The following is a 16,180-nucleotide window of genomic DNA, read 5'->3' as shown; positions in this document are numbered from 1 at the left end:
TTACCATCAACGGCTAACGACACTGCAAACCACCCCGAATACTAGAGGAAGCCATGAGCGATCTTATCCTGCACGTAACCGACGACTCCTTTGAACAAGACGTCCTGAAGGCCGATGTGCCGGTTCTGGTCGACTACTGGGCTGAATGGTGCGGTCCTTGCAAGATGATCGCCCCCATCCTGGATGAAGTGGCCAAGGAATATGCTGGCCGCCTGAAAGTAGCCAAGCTGAACATCGACCAGAACGAGCTGACTCCGCCGAAATTCGGCATTCGCGGCATCCCGACCTTGATGATTTTCAAGGACGGCCAGGTTGCCGCCACCAAGGTGGGTGCACTGGCCAAGAGCCAGTTGGCCGCCTTCATTGACAGCCACATCTAAAGCGTCTATTCTCATCTGAACTTCTTCAAGCAGGCGGCGCATCAGCCGCCTGTTTCGTATCCGCATCTACACCCCACGAACAGCGTTCTGCTCAATCTTTACGAGTCGACCAACGGCCGCTATGCATTTATCTGATCTCAAACACCTTCATGTATCCCAGCTCGTGGAAATGGCTATTTCCAACGAGATCGAGGGCGCTAACCGCCTGCGCAAGCAAGATCTTATCTTTGCGCTTCTGAAAAACCAGGCCAAAAAAGGCGAAAGCATCTTCGGCGAGGGCACCCTGGAAGTGCTGCCGGACGGTTTCGGTTTCCTGCGTAGCCCGGATACCTCGTATCTGGCCGGCCCGGATGACATCTATGTCAGCCCGTCGCAGATTCGCCGCTTCAATCTGCACACCGGGGACTCCATCGAAGGCGAGATCCGCACCCCCAAGGATGGCGAACGCTACTTTGCGCTGGTGAAGGTGGACAAGGTCAACGGCGAGTCGCCGGAAAACTCCAAGCACAAGATTCTGTTTGAAAACCTCACGCCGCTGTTCCCGACCGAGCAATTCAAGCTTGAGCGCGACATCCGCAGCGAGGAAAACATCACCAGCCGCATCATCGATCTGATTGCCCCTATTGGCAAAGGTCAGCGTGCCTTGCTGGTGGCACCGCCCAAGTCCGGTAAAACGGTCATGCTGCAGCATATCGCGCACGCCATCACCACCAATCACCCGGAAGCGGTGATGATTGTGCTGCTGATTGATGAGCGTCCGGAAGAAGTGACCGAAATGCAGCGCTCGGTGAAGGGCGAGGTTGTGTCCTCCACCTTCGACGAGCCGGCAACCCGCCACGTGCAAGTTGCCGAAATGGTAATTGAAAAAGCCAAGCGTCTGGTTGAGCACAAAAAGGACGTGGTCATCCTGCTGGACTCGGTGACCCGTCTGGCGCGTGCCTACAACACCGTGGTGCCAGCCTCGGGCAAGGTGCTGACCGGTGGTGTGGATGCCAATGCCCTGCAACGCCCCAAGCGCTTTTTCGGTGCCGCACGTAATGTGGAAGAGGGCGGTAGCCTGACCATTATCGCCACCGCGCTGATTGATACCGGCAGCCGCATGGACGATGTGATCTACGAAGAATTCAAGGGTACCGGTAACTGCGAAATCCATCTGGATCGTCGCATGGCGGAAAAACGCATCTTCCCGGCCCTGAACATCAACCGTTCCGGTACCCGCCGCGAAGAGCTGCTGGTGCCGCAAGACCAGCTGCAGCGCATCTGGGTGCTGCGCAAGCTGCTGTACCCGATGGACGATATCGAAGCAATGGAATTCCTGCAGGACAAGATCAAGGCCACCAAGTCCAATCTGGCCTTCTTCGACTCTATGCGCCGCTGACAGATGGCAAGGACATGATCCCGCTTCAGGGATGTCATGGATGAACCCGACGCCGGACCTGTGCAGGTCTGGCGTTTTTTCTTGGTATTAGCTGCAAAATGGAATTCAGCAGTCGTTTCTTCCAGATGGAAGTCTTTTCAGCCATCGGCACGGTTGCCTTTGCCTTTTCCGGTTACCTGATCGGCGTACGCAAGCAGCTGGACTTGCTGGGCATCGTGGTGGTTGCGCTGCTTACCGCCATTGGTGGCGGTATTCTGCGTGATGTACTGGTGGCGCGGGTGCCGATGGTGTTTTTCAATTACACCAGTCTGGCCATTATTGCGGCCACGCTGCTGCTGTCGGCATTGCTGCGCTTGCACCGTCGCCAGAACCGTACGCTGGAGCGTTTGTTCATCATTGCCGATTCCTTGGGACTGGTGGCCTTCAGCATCACCGGTGCCCAGGTTGGTCTGATGTATGACCTGAATGCCTTCGGCGTGGTGTTGCTGGGTTTCATTACCGCAGTGGGCGGCGGTGTGGTACGCGATATGATGGTGAATGATATTCCCTTCATTTTGCACAAAGATTTTTACGGCACCGTGTCCATACTGGTAGCTGGTGGTCTGTTTGTGTTGGATCAGCTGACCTGGATCACCAGCTGGCAGTTGCAGCTGCTGTTTGTGCTTGGGCTGGCCGTGCGGCTGTTTGCGCACTGGAATGAATTGGCCTTGCCCAAGATTGGCCCGCAATCAAAACAAGGATGACAGCCATGTGGCCGGCTGAAATGGTGGAGGCCCAGGCCTGGATACGCCAGCGTCTGGCAGGGTTTGCTTTTGATGGTCGCGCCGGGGATATTCCCTGGCGGGTGGCCGGTGCGCAGCAGCGTCCGGCTGCGGTACTGGTGCCCTTGGTATGGCACGACAGCGGGCCGACGGTGTTGCTGACACGGCGTACCGAATCATTGTCCACCCATGCCGGGCAGGTGAGTTTTCCCGGCGGCAAGGTGGATGCCGAGGACAGCTCGGTGATTGCGGCGGCCTTGCGTGAAGCGCAGGAAGAAATCGGACTGTCGGCCGAGCAGGTGGTGGTGCTGGGTACGCTGCCGGAATACGTCACCATTACCGATTTTGTGGTTACGCCGGTGGTGGCCATGTTGCGGCCCCCCTTGCTGTTGCGCCCGGAGCCCGGTGAAGTGGCCGAGGTATTTGAGGTGCCGCTGTCACTGGCGCTGGATGGTAGCCAATACCAGAAGCACAGCTATGTGCGTGATGGGGTGAGCGGCCAGTTTCTGGCCATGCAATGGCAGCACTACACCATCTGGGGTGCAACGGCTGCCATGCTGCGGCTGCTGGCACAGGCCTTGTCTGCCAGGTGATGCCTGCCTGCTTTACTCGCTGTTGCCGTCGCTGAGCATCAGGTCGCGACCAGCCATCTTGGCTTGATACAACAGCTTGTCGGCACGGTTGAGCATGCTTGAAGGGCTGTCTCCCGGTCGCCAGTCGGTGATGCCGCCGCTGAAGGTAACCTTGTCATCGGTAAAGGGAAAGATGGTGCCGCCCAATACCTGCTGTACCCGGGCCATCACCTTTTCCGCATCCCGCAGGCGGGTGCAGGGGAAAATCACCAGGAATTCTTCGCCGCCGATACGCGCGCACACATCCATGCTGCGCGTGCAGTCTATCAGCGCATTGGCAACGGCCAGTAGGACGTTGTCCCCGGCCTGGTGGCCAAAGCTGTCATTGAATTGCTTGAAGTGGTCGATATCGAACACGGCCACTGACATCGGCTGGCTGTAGCGTTCACAGCGCTGCAGCTCTTCTTTCAGCACTTGATCGGCGTGGCGGCGATTGCACAGCCGGGTCAGCGGATCGGTAATGGCCATTTCGTTGAGCAGACGGTTTTTCTCTTCCAGCTCGTTTTCCAGTGCCTTGCGCTGGGAAATGTCATACAGGGCAATCAGCGCGGCGGGTATCTGCTGATGTGGCATCAGTTCTACCGACACAATTGCCCAGAAACTGCTTTGGTCTTCGCGTTGCAGCTCGGTTTCCCGGTTGGCCACTGCTTCTCCGTTGCGCAGCCATTCATTAACCGGCTCCAGATGCAAGGGTAGATCCAGCAGTGCGGGCTGGCCATCGCTGCGCCGTGGGGCGGTGGGTATCTGCAGCATTTCGCGGGCCGGTGCGTTGGCGCGCAGTATGCGCATGGTTTCGGTGGCTACCAAAATCAGGGCTACCGGGGCGGTGTCCAGGGTAAGCCTGGCCAGTTCTTCACTTTCGCGGATGCGTGCTGCGCTGGCCGATAGCAGACGATTCTGCCGGATATTGCCCAGGTGGCTGCGCAGGGCAATCAGCGTCAGTGCGGCGGTAAACAGCCAGGCCAGCACGGCCATGCTGGCTTTGTCATGATAGGCGCGGGTAAAGTCGCGTTCAGCAATACCCACCACCACGCGAAAAGGGAAGCCGCTCATCATGCGCGAGCTGTACAGCCTTGGCTCCTGGTCCAGAATCGAATTGGCACGAAACTGCAGATAGTTGTCGTGGCGCTCCAGCACTTCCGTGCTTTGCAGCTCATTAAGTGGTTGATCCGGATCGCTGGTTTGGGCCGGCCAGCTGGCCTGCAGAATCTGGCGCTGATCCAGCACCAGAATTTCACCAAAGCGTTCCACCGGCAGCTTGGCAACTTCGGCCTGAAAAAAGCGTTTGTCCAGCACGCCCACAACCATGCCGATGGTTTCATCATCCTGATTCAGCAGTTTTTGCACCAGTACGATGCCACCTTGGGCCTGCTCTTGCCGGGTAGAGGTGAAGCTGCTGTCCTGGCTGCCATTGCGGTGGTACCAGCGGCAGTAATCGGCCTTCAGTTGGGAAGACGGGCTGTGGTTCTGGCTGGAGTACAGGACATAGCAGGAGCCATCCAGGATATCGATCTGCTTAAGGTAGGGCATCTGGCGCAGCTTGCCGTGTATCAGCAGATCAATGCGTTGCTGTTGTTCGGTATTCAGCAGGTGCTTGTTGAGCAGCAGTTGCACCAGATTGCTGTCGCTGGCGCTTTTCAGGATCAGGCTGGTTTCGCGTAAGCCGGAGGACAGGCGTTCTTCCAGCAGTTCGGACAAACCGGCGGCCTGATTGCGTGCCTCGCTTTCACCTTGCTGGCGCGTGCCGGCAAGGTCGAGCACAACCATCAGCAGGGTGCTGACCAGAAAGATGGCCGCCAGCCATTTGGCAAGCTTGCCCTTGTCCTTGAATTGCCTGCGCAAGATGTGCTGTTCCCCTATCGCTCATATAAATGGCCTGTAGCGGTGGCCTCTGCCTTATCGGTATACCTTGTAAAACGGCAAAAGGACAATGCGCCTTGTCCGTGGCGGCATTGTCCCTGTGCGGATTAGTGCTGAAAACGCATGGACAGGTCGATGGCCTGGATGTCCTTGGTGAGCTTGCCGATGGAAATACGGTCGACACCGGTCTCGGCAATGGCACGCACGGTGTCCATGTCCACGCCGCCCGATGCCTCCAGCAAGGCCTTGCCGGCACTACGCTCAACGGCCTGGCGCATGTCGTCCAGCGACATATTGTCCAGCAGGATGAGTGTGGCCCCGGCATCCAGCGCCTGTTGCAGTTCATCCAGGTTTTCCACTTCAATCTGTAGCGTCACGCCGGGAGGGATGATGCGGAATGCCTGTTCCAGCGCCTGGCGGATACCGCCGGCAGCCATGATGTGGTTTTCCTTGATCAGGATGCCGTCATACAGGCCGATGCGCTGATTGTCGCCGCCGCCCACGGTGACGGCGTATTTCTGTGCCAGCCGCAGGCCAGGCAGGGTTTTGCGGGTGTCCAGGATGCGGGCGCGGGTACCAGCTACCACATCCACATAACGGCGGGTCTGGGTGGCAACGGCTGACAGGGTTTGCAGGAAATTCAGCGCGGAGCGTTCCGCTGTCAGCAAGGCGCGTGCCGGACCGGTGATTTCGCACAGTACGGTGCCGGCGGCAATCTTGCGGCCTTCGCGCACCTGCCACAGTACGCTGCAGCGCTCATCCACCTGGCGGAAGCATTCCTCAAACCAAGCCTTGCCACACAGCACGGCATCCTCGCGCAGCAGCACGGTGGCGCTGCATTCTTCTGCCTGGTCAATCAACTGGGCGGTCCAGTCGGCCTGACCAATATCCTCAGCCAGCGCAATGCTGACCTGTTGGGCAATAAGATGGTTGGCTGGCTGCTTGCTCATGTCGGAACCCTGGCGGCAAAAGCGCTATTGTACCCAGCCGTGCTTATGCTGTGGGGCTTATCGTCGTAGTGGTATCATGCGCAGCACCGTGTCCGGCTGGAGCATTCATGGATTTGCCTGCAGTGTTGTTTCCACCATGGCTGCTGATTGCAACCATGGTGCTGTCTGGCCTGCTGCTGGGTTTTGCCGCTTCCCGGGTGGCTTGGCGCACACTGAATGCTGCCGCCTGCAATGCGTGGATGGGGGCTTGCGTCTTGTTGCTGGGGCTGTGGCTGTTGAAGGGCGGGCTCAAGCCCGGGCTGTCTTTTCACATGCTGGGTGCTACCGTTCTGACTCTGCTGATGGGACCTTGGCTGGCCGTGCTGGCGATGGCCGTGGTGTTGCTGGCCCTGGTGGCTGGCGGGCATGGCGACTTGCTGTCCGTCGGGCTTAACTGGCTGTGCGGTGCCGCCCTTCCGGTGGCCTTCAGTGCCGGTTTGCTGCAACTGGCTCGTCGTCGCCTGCCTACCCAGCTATTTGTCTATGTGTTTATCAATGCCTTCATCGCCGGAGGGCTCAGCCTGTTTCTAAGCGGTATTGCCGGCATGCTGGCGCTGGGCATGAACGCAGCCTATGGCTGGGATTACCTGCTGGACGAGGCCTTGCCGTTTTATTTCCTGTTGTCGTGGTCGGAGGCGTTTACCAGCGGGCTGACCATCGCCATTCTGGTGGTGTACCGGCCGCAATGGGTCAGTACATTTGATGACCAGGCTTATTTGGGGTCGGGTCCGCGTTTCTAACCGGGCAGCCCTGTCGGTTTTTCCTTTGCCAAGGAGTTTCCATGCCGTTTGCGTTGTGGAGTATCTTGCTGGTTTCTTTCTTGCCCTTGTTATGGACGGCGCTAGCCAAGGCTGGTGCGCCGTATGACAACCATCAACCGCGTGTGGTGCTGGCGGCGGCAACCGGTTGGCGCCAGCGTGCCAACTGGGCGCAGCAAAATGCCTGGGAAGCCTTTCCCAGCTATGCCGCTGCCATGTTGCTGGCCTGGATGATGAAAGTGCCGACAGCCCGGCTGGACTTGCTGGCCGTGGTGTATGTGCTGCTGCGACTGGGCCATGGCCTGTGCTACATCAGCGACAAGGCCACACTGCGCTCGCTGTGCTGGATGGGTGGCTGCGCCATGGTGGTGTTGTTGTTTGTCAGTGCTGCCGGGTTGTTCTGAATGTTTCAGTCCAGCAGGCGGTGAGCCTGGACTGCCTGTCGCACCGCGTCAAAACCGACGGTGTGGCAGGCCTGCCAGCCGGCCTGGGCTGCCGCTGCAACACATTCGATGTTGTCATCGAAAAACAAGATATCGGCCGCTTTGACTTGCAATTGCTGCTGCACATGGTGGTAAACGGCGATGTCCGGTTTGCGCAGTCCAAGCTGGTGTGAGGCAAAACATGTTTCGAACAAGGGCAGGATGTCGAACTGGCGCGCAATCTTGTCCCAGTGCAGCGCATTGTTATTGCTCAGCACCGCCAGCCGGTAGCGTGCGCCCAGTTGTTGCAACAGCTCGCGCACGCCGGGGAAGGGGCCTTGCAGCCAGTCGTCCAGTGCCTGCAACATAGCTTCTGTTCCCAGCCCCAGTTGCAGCCTGTCGTCCATCAGACGGGCGAATTCTTCCGGTGCCACCCGGCCGGTATCCAGCAGCGCCACTTCTGGCGTATGCATCCAGAACTGCCTGGCTTGTTCGCGTTCCAGCCGACCTTGCGACACGGTCATCAAGGGGTCGATGCCGTTCCAGTCCACCAGCACCCCACCCAGATCAAAAACCAGCACTGGTCGGCGGGTGTGTTGTGTTGTCGCAGCTTGCATGTCTGTTTCCTGTGAAAAACCCGGTGTTACAAGACCAGCGGTTCGGCTTCCAGTTCCACGCCGTAACGCTGGCGTACCGTGTCCTGCACATGGCGTGCCAGTGCCCACATCTGGCTGCCGCTGGCGGTGCCGTGATTCACCAGCACCAGTGCCTGGCGGGCATGTACGGCGGCATCGCCCTGGCGATAGCCTTTCAGGCCTGCCTGATCAATCAGCCAGCCTGCGGCCAGTTTTACTTTGTCGGGGCCTGCCGGGTAGTGCGGCAGGGTAGGAAAACGCTGCAATAGTTCATCGGCCTGATCCTGACCGATCACCGGGTTTTTGAAGAAGCTGCCAGCATTGCCCAGTTCTGCCGGGTTCGGCAGCTTGCTGGCACGGATGGCCATCACTACATCGCTGACATCCAGTGGTGTGGGTTGGCTGATGCCGCGCTTGTCCAGCTCCTGCTGGATGTCGCCGTAAGCGGTTTTCAGTTGCGGCTGGCGTGACAGGCGAAAGCGCACTGCGGTCACCAGCAGCCGGCCAGCGGCTTCATGCTTGAAAATGCTGTCGCGGTAGGCAAAGCGGCAGTCGGCGTTGTCCAGCACTACCGGGCTGCCATTGGCCTGCAGATCGGCACACACCACCTGGGCAAGGCGATCCTTCACTTCCACGCCATAGGCACCGATATTCTGTACCGGGCTGGCACCTACGGTACCGGGAATCAGGCTGAGGTTTTCCAGCCCGTACCAGCCTTGTTGCAAGCAGTAGCGCACAAAGTCATGCCAGTTTTCCCCGGCGGCAGCTTCCACCAGCAGGCTGTCGCCATGGTCTTCCAGCAAATGGATGCCACGCAGGGCCAGTTTGACCACCAGGCCGGGGTAGTCTTGTGTCAGCAAAAGATTGCTGCCGCCGCCCAGCCACAGTACCGGGCCTTGCTGGAAGCGTTTATCCGCCAGCAGCGCAGGCAGCTGGGCCAAGTCATCCAGCTGGCAGAAATGGGCGGCGCTAACGTCCATGCCAAAGGTGTTATGGGGTTTGAGCGAAACTTGCGATTGAATGCACAGCGTCATCATCAGCTTTCTTGCAGGGTGTTGTGGCGCAGGCGCAGGCGGCTTTCGCGCGCCAGATAGCTCACCAGCATCAGGGCGGCAATGCTCAGGCTGATGACCAGTGCCAGCCAGAAACCGTAAATGCCCATCGGGGTGACCAGCCAGTCGGTGAGACCCAGCGTGATGCCCAGCCCCAGGCCGATGCCCCAGAAGGCGGTAATGTGGATCACCATGGGAATGGTGGTCAGCTTGTAGCCGCGCAGTGCGCCGGAGGCAATGGTCTGGGCGGCATCGGTCAGCTGGAACACCGCAGCAAACAGCAGCAGGCTGGAGCCCATGGCAATCACCTGCGGATCCGGCGAATAGATGGCCATGATGTCACTGCGCAGCCACAGCACCAGCAACATGGTGCCTACGGCGGTGGCCAAGCCCACCAGCAGGCCGACTCCGGCCACGAAACGGGCCTGGTGATAATTGCCGCCACCGGCGCGCTGGCCGACTCTGACGGTAAGGGCGGTGGAAATGCTTTGCGGCAGCATGTAGATGATGCTGGAAAAATTGAGTACCGACTGGTGGCTGGCCACCACCGTCATGCCCAGCTTGGCAATCAGCAGGGCAATAAAGGAAAACAGGCTGACTTCAACAAAGAAGGACAGGCCGATGGGCAGGCCCAGCTTGAGAAAGGCCCCGTAGCGCTTCCAGTCGGGCCAGCTCATCCGGCGCGTCAGGCCATAAGGGCGGAAATGGCGATGCCAGCAGATATAAGCCAGCAAGGTCAGGCAGTTGAACCAGAACACAATGCCGGTGGCCCAGCCGCAACCGGCACCACCCAGCTTGGGCAGGCCGTACAGGCCGTGAATCAGCGCGTAATTGAGCGGAATATTAAGCGCCAGCGCAATCAGGCTGACCACCATGATCACCTTGGGCCGGTTCAGGCTGGAGGCATAAGCGTGCAGGGCGCGATGTACCATGGCGGCGGGCATGCCCACAGCGGTGCCGGTGATGAACAGCATCACCTTGTCTTCCACATCCGTGGGTAGTTGCAGCCACAGCCGCAAGGGGTGCTCGGCCAGCAACATGACGGCGGCCCCCAGCAGACCGACAAACAGGCCAAACCAGATGCCCTGGCGGCCGGTTTCGCCAATCTGCTCTTTTTCTCCAGCACCCAGTTGGTGACTCAACACCGGATTGAGCGCCGTCACCACGCCCATCAGCGTCACGTAGACAGTAATGAAAATGCTGGCCCCCAGCGAGACGGCTGCCAGATCGTCAGTACTGACCCGCCCGGCCATCACGGTATCGACAAAACCGGTAGCCACCTGGGCCACCTGGGCAATCATCATCGGCAAGGCAAGGCGGACGATCTGTCTGGCTTCGATGGCAATGGCACCGGGCGCAGCGCTTCTGAGTTCCTGCAGCATGGGGGCGGATCAATTCGACAAGGTGAGCAAGCGCTCCATTATAAGGAGCGGCTGCCCGGCCTGTCTTGTGCAATGGCGACACCGGTCTTGTCATCCAGCGCTGACAGGATGTGCGGCCCGATTGCAGGCACATACTCCCACTGGGCTCAGAAACGGACTGGCGTTTCGCGGCGCAAGTCGCAACTGATAATCAGATCCTTGCCAAAGCGACTGTTGATAGTCAGTGCATCCAGCAGGCCGACATCATGAATGGTCAGCAGGCCGCTTTCATCCAGCTGGCTGCTATAGCCCAACTGGTCGGCAAAGTTGACGAGATCCTGCAGCGGCAGCGAGGTGTCGGCACAGAGGGGTGTGGCAGTCAGGCTGCCTTGAAGGGGGCGTTTTCTTCCCACGGCATCGTATACGGCAAAGGAAAAGTCGCTACAGCTATCTTGCAGGCAATCGTACATGGTGAATCTCCATCGGGTATGGGTGGCGCTGTTGCGTGCCCGACCTTACCGTCAGGCGACGCTTTAGCAGGATTTTTGGGCGCCCTGCAAGTTGTCGATTAACTCGGCGCCGGTGTTCCGGACACAGCCCGGAACGGTAAAACGGTACTACCTTCAACATGCCCGATGTCGCACAGTGCGCGCACTATAAGACGGAAAAAGAAAAACCCGCCGGGCCAGAGAGCGCAGCGGGTTTTCCGACTCACGCTTTAGCTGGCATTTATAGTGCGCCCAGCAAGCTGTATCAAATCGGCGCATGGGAAAAGATTATTCCCGTCAGAAAAGCCTGTCAAGCCCTGTTGCATGCTGGCCACTGTTGCAGGAAATCCTGCCATTCCTCGCCTTGTTGACCCAGCAATTGGGCCAGTTTCTGCTCGTGCTGGCTGCGGGTGAGAGCGGAGATCTGACCTTGCAGCACCGCCAGCCGCAGCCACATCAGGTAGTGGCAGGCTGCGCGCTGGGCGCTGCAGGCCAGCAGGGAAGGCAGCTTGCCGGCAGCCGCTGCCGCCCAGGATTGCGGGGCGTCGTGCTCGGGGATGCGTGGCAGGCCGCACAAACCGGCCATTTCCTGTTGCGGCACACAGCCAGGCTGGGCGTTCTGGCACAGCAGGCGGCTCAGCTCCAGCGTCTGGCCAAACAAACCGTTGGCCCCACCGGGAAAGGCAATGCCATGCAGCATGGCGCGATGGCGCAAAACCGGTAACATCAACTGGGAACCATGCCAGCTGACAATTTGTGGCGTGTGCTCATTAAGCAGGGCAGACAGTGTCTGCAACATGGATGCCTCATCCTGCCCGACTGCCGAGCAATGCAGTTCCACCTCTTGGCGAATGTGCAGCACGGCGTGAATGCCGATAATGCGGTGCAGATGATAGGGCATGAATTCATCCGCCCGGCTGGCCCGGCTGCGCTGCAGGGCAAAGTAGACAACATCGGCATCGCTGATTTCGTCATCCAGCTGGTACAGCGTACGGATGCCGGCGACATCGGGCAGGGTCTGGATATCCAGGGCGAGTAAGGGAATCACGGGCGGTCTTTACACAGAAAAGGCGGCAGATGGAGTGCGATTCTAGGCTTGCTGTCGGTGGCGGGCAATCACGACAAAGCGGCTTCCCTATTGGCTACCGGGATTAAATGGGCCAGAGCGGTATATCTTGTCAGAAGATTCAGGCTATAATCTGCCGCTTGAATTCCTTTCTTGCGAATCCCTTCATTCCACGTCCTTATTCCTCTAAATGATCCGCAAGCTTATCCGTAAAGTACTGGAGCTGCCGTCTGGCATGGGCAAACGCCGTAGCAAACCACGCGTGATTCCGCTATCCCAGCATGGCGTACGCCGCGATCAGCTCAGCACTGCTGCGCTCAAGGTGACTTCCCGTTTACAGGAAGCCGGTTTCTCTGCCTTCGTGGTAGGGGGAGCCGTGCGCGACCTGTTGCTGGATGTGGCACCCAAAGATTTTGACATTGCCACCAATGCCACGCCGGAACAGGTGCATCATCTGTTTCGCCGCTCGCGCATCATTGGCCGACGCTTCCGCATCGTGCACGTGATGGTGGGGCCGGAAACCATTGAGGTGACGACCTTCCGTGGTGGCGGCATTGACGACCAGAACGAATCTGGCCGCATCATGGCCGACAATACGTTTGGCAGTCAGGAAGAAGACGCCCACCGACGTGACTTCACCGTCAATGCGCTGTTCTTTGATCCGTCCGACGAGTCCATCATCGACTATCACCACGGGGTGAAAGACCTGAAGGCCAAGAAGCTGGTGATGATTGGCCAGCCGGCACGGCGTTATCAGGAAGACCCGGTACGCATGCTGCGTGCGGTGCGTCTGGCGGCCAAGCTGGGTTTCGAGATTGACGACGACACCCGCAAGCCGATTCACGCCCATGCCCATCTGCTGAAGAAGGAACCACCGGCGCGTCTGTTTGACGAAATGCTCAAATTGCTGATGTCCGGCCACGCCTATGCCTGCCTGAAAAAGCTGCGCGAGGAAGGCCTGTCGCGCGGGGTGTTCCCGCTGTTGGACGCGGTGATGGGGGATGATGGCGACGATTTGTTCCTGCAATTGGGCTTGCAAAGCACGGATGCCCGTATCCGGGCGGAAAAGCCGGTTTCGGTGGGCTTCCTGCTGGCTACCTTGCTGTGGCAGCAGGTAAACCAGCATTGGCAGCAGCATATCGCTGCCGGCGAAAAATCCTTGCAGGCCTTGCAAATGGCTATTGCAGACGTGGAAAACGAGCAGGACAACGACTTTGCCATTCCGCGCCGTTTTGGCGTGACCATGCGTGAAATCTGGACACTGCAGGGCCGTTTCGACAGCCGCAGCGGTGCACGTCCTTACCGCTTCCTGGAACAGCCGCGTTTCCGTGCCGCCTTTGACTTCATGGCCTTGCGTGCCGAAGCAGGTGAGCTGCCCGCCAGTCTGGTGGAGTGGTGGGAAGCCTTCCAGCGTGGCGATCAGGCCGAGCGTGAAGCCTTGATCAATGAAGCCAAGAACAGCGGTGCGGACGAACCGGCCAAGAAGCGCCGTCGTCGTCGCACCAGCAACCGCCGTCGCACTGAGGCCGGTCCGGGAGGAGAGGCTGAGTGAGCCTGGCCTACGTCGCTCTAGGTAGCAATCTGGAGCAGCCGGCGGAGCAGATCAGGGCCGCACTTGCGGCCCTTGCCAATCTGGCTGGCACCACTGTGCTTGCGCACTCTTCTCTTTATCTCACCACGCCGGTGGGGTATCTGGACCAGCCCGACTTCATCAATGCCGTGGTGCTGCTGGATACCGCATTGACGCCGCATCAGCTGCTGGATGCCCTGATGCAGATTGAAGCCGGTTTTGGCCGCGAGCGCAGCTTCCGCAATGCGCCAAGGGTGCTGGATCTGGACATCCTGTTGTATCAAGACACCGTACTGGACGACCCGCGACTGTTGTTACCGCATCCGCGCATGCACCTGCGCGCCTTTGTCATGGTACCGTTGGCAGAAATAGCCCCTGAGCAGCAGGTGGGGGCGCATGGCCCGGCTGATGCCATTGCCGCCAAGCTCGACTGCAGCGGTGTGCACAAGCTGGTGTAGCCAGTCAGCTCAAGGAGCAAAAATGAGTCACAGCCATTTACGTTATGTGGTGGTAGAAGGCCCGATTGGCTCGGGTAAATCGGCACTGGCGCGCCGACTGGCCAGCTACTGGGGCGTACAGTTGCTGGCAGAGGATCCTGCGGCCAATCCCTTCCTGCCCCGTTTCTATCGCAATGTCGCCTCTCACGGCCTGGCCACCCAGTTGTCCTTTCTGATGCAGCGCGCCGATATGGCGCGTGGCATGTTGCTGGGCGACACCCTGGCCAGCCCGGTGGTGTCCGACTTTCTGTTTGAAAAGGACGCGCTGTTTGCCAAGGTAAATCTGGACGAACAGGAGCTGGCCTTGTATCAACGTCTGGCGCAGCAATTATTGTCACAATATCCGGTGCCGGATCTGGTGATTTACCTGCAAGCCTCGGAGCAGGTATTGCTGGATCGCAGCGCCGCCCGTGCCAGCCAGCTGGAACAGGATTTCCCCGCTGGCTACCTCAAGCGCGTGCATGCCGCGTACAGCGAATTTTTCCATCAGTACGAAGCAGCACCCTTGCTGATCGTCAATACCGACCATCTGGAGTTGGTTGATGGTAACGAGGATTTCGAGCTATTGTTGCGCTGCATCAGCGAGATGCGCGGACAGCGCAGCTATTTCAACAAGAGCGTCTGAATACAAGTGACGCCTTGCATTTCCCGACCACACCGAGGAAGTACAGGTATGAAAATTACCGTCAACACCCTGCAGAAGATGGCCGCCGAAGGCCAGAAGATCGTCATGCTCACCAGCTATGACGCAAGCTTTTCCACCCTCCTTGATCAGGCCGGGGTAGAGATTCTGCTGGTGGGCGATTCTCTGGGCATGGTGATCCAGAATCGTGATTCCACCCTGCCGGTGACCATGGAAGAAATGGTCTACCACACCCGTTGCGTTGCTGCGGGTGCCGGCGATGCCATGGTTCTGAGCGACCTGCCGTTTGGCAGCTATCAGGAAAGTCCGCAACAGGCGTTTGCCAGTGCCGCCCGCCTGATGCAGGCTGGTGCCCACATGGTGAAGCTTGAAGGTGGCGGCTTTATGGCCGAAACCACGCGCTTCCTGGTGGAGCGCGGCATTCCGGTCTGCTCGCACATTGGCCTCACCCCACAGTTCGTCAACACCTTTGGCGGCTACCGCGTGCAAGGTAAAACCCAGAGCGATGCCGAGCGTCTGCTGGATGATGCCCGCAAACTGGCCGATGCCGGTGCCAGCCTGGTGCTGATGGAATGTGTACCCGCCGAACTGGCCGCCCGCGTGACCGAAGCGGTTGCCGTGCCCACCATTGGCATTGGTGCCGGTGCCGATGTCAGCGGCCAAGTGCTGGTTCTGCACGACATCCTCGGCGTGTATCCGGGCAAGAAAGCCCGTTTCGTCAAGAATTTCATGAATGAGGCCGGCAGCATCCAGGGTGCGGTCGAAGCCTACGTCAAGGCAGTCAAGGCAGGAACGTTCCCGTCTGCCGAACATACCTTCTAAGCCAAAAGGGTAAGGAAATGGAAATCATCCGCAGCGTGGCAGCCATGCGTGCATGGCGTCGCCAGGCCGGTAAGCTGGCCTTTATTCCCACCATGGGTAATCTGCACGAGGGTCACCTTGCGCTGGTTACCGCCGCGCATGAACATGCCGACAAGGTGGTGGTCAGCATTTTTGTCAACCGCTTGCAGTTTGGTCAGGGCGAGGATTTTGACGCCTATCCGCGTACTTTCGACTCCGACTGCGCCAAGCTGGAAGCCGCCGGTGTGGATGCACTGTTCTTCCCCACCGAGCAGGAGCTGTACCCGCGTGTGAAGCAGGATTTCAACGTGGAGCCGCCGCACATCCAGAACGAACTGTGCGGAGCCTTCCGCCCCGGCCACTTCCGTGGTGTAGCGACGGTGGTGAGCAAACTGTTCAATATTGTGCAGCCGGATGTGGCCTGTTTTGGCAAGAAGGACTTCCAGCAACTGCATGTGATCAAGGCCATGGTGGACGATCTGAACATTCCGGTTGCCATCGTTCCGGTGGATACCGGTCGTGCCGAAGACGGCCTGGCACTGTCTTCGCGCAATGGCTACCTGACGGCAGAAGAACGTGCCGAGGCACCGCGCCTGTACCGCAATCTGTCCGCCATGCGTGATGCGCTGCAGGCCGGGGATAGCGACTATGCGGCGTTGGAAGCCAAAACCAGTGCTGATCTGCAACAGGCGGGCTGGACGGTGGATTATGTCGAGGTACGCCAGGCTGACACGCTGGAAATTGCCCATGCCGGCGAAAAGCGCCTGGTGGTGCTGGCGGCGGCCCGTCTGGGGCGTACCCGTCTGATCGATAATGTGGAAGTGTCCCGCTAAGCCGGGTAAGGAAAG

General features: G+C 59.1%; 18 protein-coding genes. 11 read left to right on the top strand and 7 right to left on the bottom strand.

Annotated elements, in window-relative coordinates; genetic code table 11:
* Nucleotides 1-53: 53 nt before the first annotated feature.
* From trxA to ACODR9_RS07595, 4 genes are all read left to right on the top strand, one after another.
* A complete protein-coding gene (gene trxA / locus ACODR9_RS07610; RefSeq protein ID WP_045847065.1) occupies nt 54-380 on the top strand; it encodes a thioredoxin TrxA in 327 nt (108 codons plus the stop codon).
* 121 nt (nt 381-501) lie between these two features.
* On the top strand, nt 502-1,758 hold the full coding sequence (rho, locus tag ACODR9_RS07605) for a transcription termination factor Rho (protein WP_488808572.1): 1,257 nt from the start codon (nt 502-504) through the stop codon (nt 1,756-1,758).
* A 98-nt stretch (nt 1,759-1,856) separates the two neighbouring features.
* Complete coding sequence (locus ACODR9_RS07600; protein ID WP_488808571.1) at nt 1,857-2,501, top strand: trimeric intracellular cation channel family protein; 645 nt, start codon at nt 1,857-1,859, stop codon at nt 2,499-2,501.
* A gap of 5 nt (nt 2,502-2,506) precedes the next feature.
* The gene (locus ACODR9_RS07595; protein WP_488808569.1) at nt 2,507-3,112 is read left to right on the top strand and encodes a CoA pyrophosphatase; all 606 of its coding nucleotides are present in this window, start codon (nt 2,507-2,509) and stop codon (nt 3,110-3,112) included.
* A 12-nt stretch (nt 3,113-3,124) separates the two neighbouring features.
* Here the strand turns inward: ACODR9_RS07595 and ACODR9_RS07590 are convergent, their stop codons facing one another.
* Together ACODR9_RS07590 and nadC are read right to left on the bottom strand one after the other, a co-directional pair.
* Nucleotides 3,125-4,993, bottom strand: coding sequence for a sensor domain-containing diguanylate cyclase (locus ACODR9_RS07590; protein ID WP_488808567.1), 1,869 nt, complete (start codon nt 4,991-4,993; stop codon nt 3,125-3,127).
* A 125-nt stretch (nt 4,994-5,118) separates the two neighbouring features.
* Nucleotides 5,119-5,961, bottom strand: a complete 843-nt coding sequence (gene nadC, locus ACODR9_RS07585; protein WP_488808566.1) for a carboxylating nicotinate-nucleotide diphosphorylase — start codon at nt 5,959-5,961, stop codon at nt 5,119-5,121.
* Between the two features lie 107 nt (nt 5,962-6,068).
* Here nadC and ACODR9_RS07580 point away from each other — a divergent pair, with 107 nt between their 5' ends.
* Both ACODR9_RS07580 and ACODR9_RS07575 read left to right on the top strand, forming a co-directional pair.
* Nucleotides 6,069-6,740, top strand: coding sequence for an energy-coupling factor ABC transporter permease (locus tag ACODR9_RS07580; protein WP_488808564.1), 672 nt, complete (start codon nt 6,069-6,071; stop codon nt 6,738-6,740).
* Nucleotides 6,741-6,781: 41 nt separating this feature from the next.
* The gene (locus tag ACODR9_RS07575) at nt 6,782-7,162 is read left to right on the top strand and encodes an MAPEG family protein (protein ID WP_488808562.1); all 381 of its coding nucleotides are present in this window, start codon (nt 6,782-6,784) and stop codon (nt 7,160-7,162) included.
* Between the two features lie 5 nt (nt 7,163-7,167).
* On the opposite strand, the gene ACODR9_RS07570 is transcribed toward ACODR9_RS07575, so the two are convergent.
* The 5 genes from ACODR9_RS07570 to ACODR9_RS07550 form a co-directional block, all read right to left on the bottom strand.
* On the bottom strand, nt 7,168-7,797 hold the full coding sequence (locus tag ACODR9_RS07570; protein ID WP_488808560.1) for an HAD family hydrolase: 630 nt from the start codon (nt 7,795-7,797) through the stop codon (nt 7,168-7,170).
* 26 nt (nt 7,798-7,823) lie between these two features.
* Nucleotides 7,824-8,849: a UDP-N-acetylmuramate dehydrogenase gene (murB, locus tag ACODR9_RS07565; RefSeq protein ID WP_488808628.1), complete on the bottom strand. Its 1,026-nt coding sequence runs from the start codon at nt 8,847-8,849 to the stop codon at nt 7,824-7,826.
* A gap of 2 nt (nt 8,850-8,851) precedes the next feature.
* A complete protein-coding gene (locus tag ACODR9_RS07560; protein WP_488808559.1) occupies nt 8,852-10,249 on the bottom strand; it encodes an MATE family efflux transporter in 1,398 nt (465 codons plus the stop codon).
* A gap of 146 nt (nt 10,250-10,395) precedes the next feature.
* Entirely contained in the window at nt 10,396-10,698 is a 303-nt protein-coding gene (locus ACODR9_RS07555) for a hypothetical protein (RefSeq protein WP_488808558.1), read from the bottom strand.
* Between the two features lie 328 nt (nt 10,699-11,026).
* Nucleotides 11,027-11,764 (bottom strand): hypothetical protein, encoded by a 738-nt coding sequence (locus ACODR9_RS07550; protein ID WP_488808557.1) that lies wholly within the window; start codon nt 11,762-11,764, stop codon nt 11,027-11,029.
* Nucleotides 11,765-11,972: 208 nt separating this feature from the next.
* On the opposite strand from ACODR9_RS07550, the gene pcnB reads away from it, so the two are divergent.
* Genes pcnB through panC form a run of 5 tightly spaced genes read left to right on the top strand, consistent with a single transcriptional unit; the run spans nt 11,973 to nt 16,165 of the window.
* The gene (gene pcnB / locus ACODR9_RS07545; RefSeq protein WP_488808556.1) at nt 11,973-13,334 is read left to right on the top strand and encodes a polynucleotide adenylyltransferase PcnB; all 1,362 of its coding nucleotides are present in this window, start codon (nt 11,973-11,975) and stop codon (nt 13,332-13,334) included.
* Complete coding sequence (gene folK, locus ACODR9_RS07540; RefSeq protein ID WP_488808555.1) at nt 13,331-13,810, top strand: 2-amino-4-hydroxy-6-hydroxymethyldihydropteridine diphosphokinase; 480 nt, start codon at nt 13,331-13,333, stop codon at nt 13,808-13,810. The genes pcnB and folK overlap by 4 nt, the downstream gene beginning before the upstream one ends.
* 22 nt (nt 13,811-13,832) lie before the next feature.
* Nucleotides 13,833-14,474 (top strand): deoxynucleoside kinase, encoded by a 642-nt coding sequence (locus tag ACODR9_RS07535; RefSeq protein ID WP_488808554.1) that lies wholly within the window; start codon nt 13,833-13,835, stop codon nt 14,472-14,474.
* Between the two features lie 48 nt (nt 14,475-14,522).
* On the top strand, nt 14,523-15,314 hold the full coding sequence (gene panB, locus ACODR9_RS07530; protein WP_488808553.1) for a 3-methyl-2-oxobutanoate hydroxymethyltransferase: 792 nt from the start codon (nt 14,523-14,525) through the stop codon (nt 15,312-15,314).
* A gap of 17 nt (nt 15,315-15,331) precedes the next feature.
* On the top strand, nt 15,332-16,165 hold the full coding sequence (gene panC / locus ACODR9_RS07525) for a pantoate--beta-alanine ligase (RefSeq protein ID WP_488808552.1): 834 nt from the start codon (nt 15,332-15,334) through the stop codon (nt 16,163-16,165).
* Nucleotides 16,166-16,180 lie beyond the last annotated feature (15 nt).

The organism is Aquitalea sp. FG25 (assembly GCF_057809375.1).
Note: the sequence above shows the minus strand (reverse complement) of the source record. Positions and strands in the feature narration are given on the sequence as shown.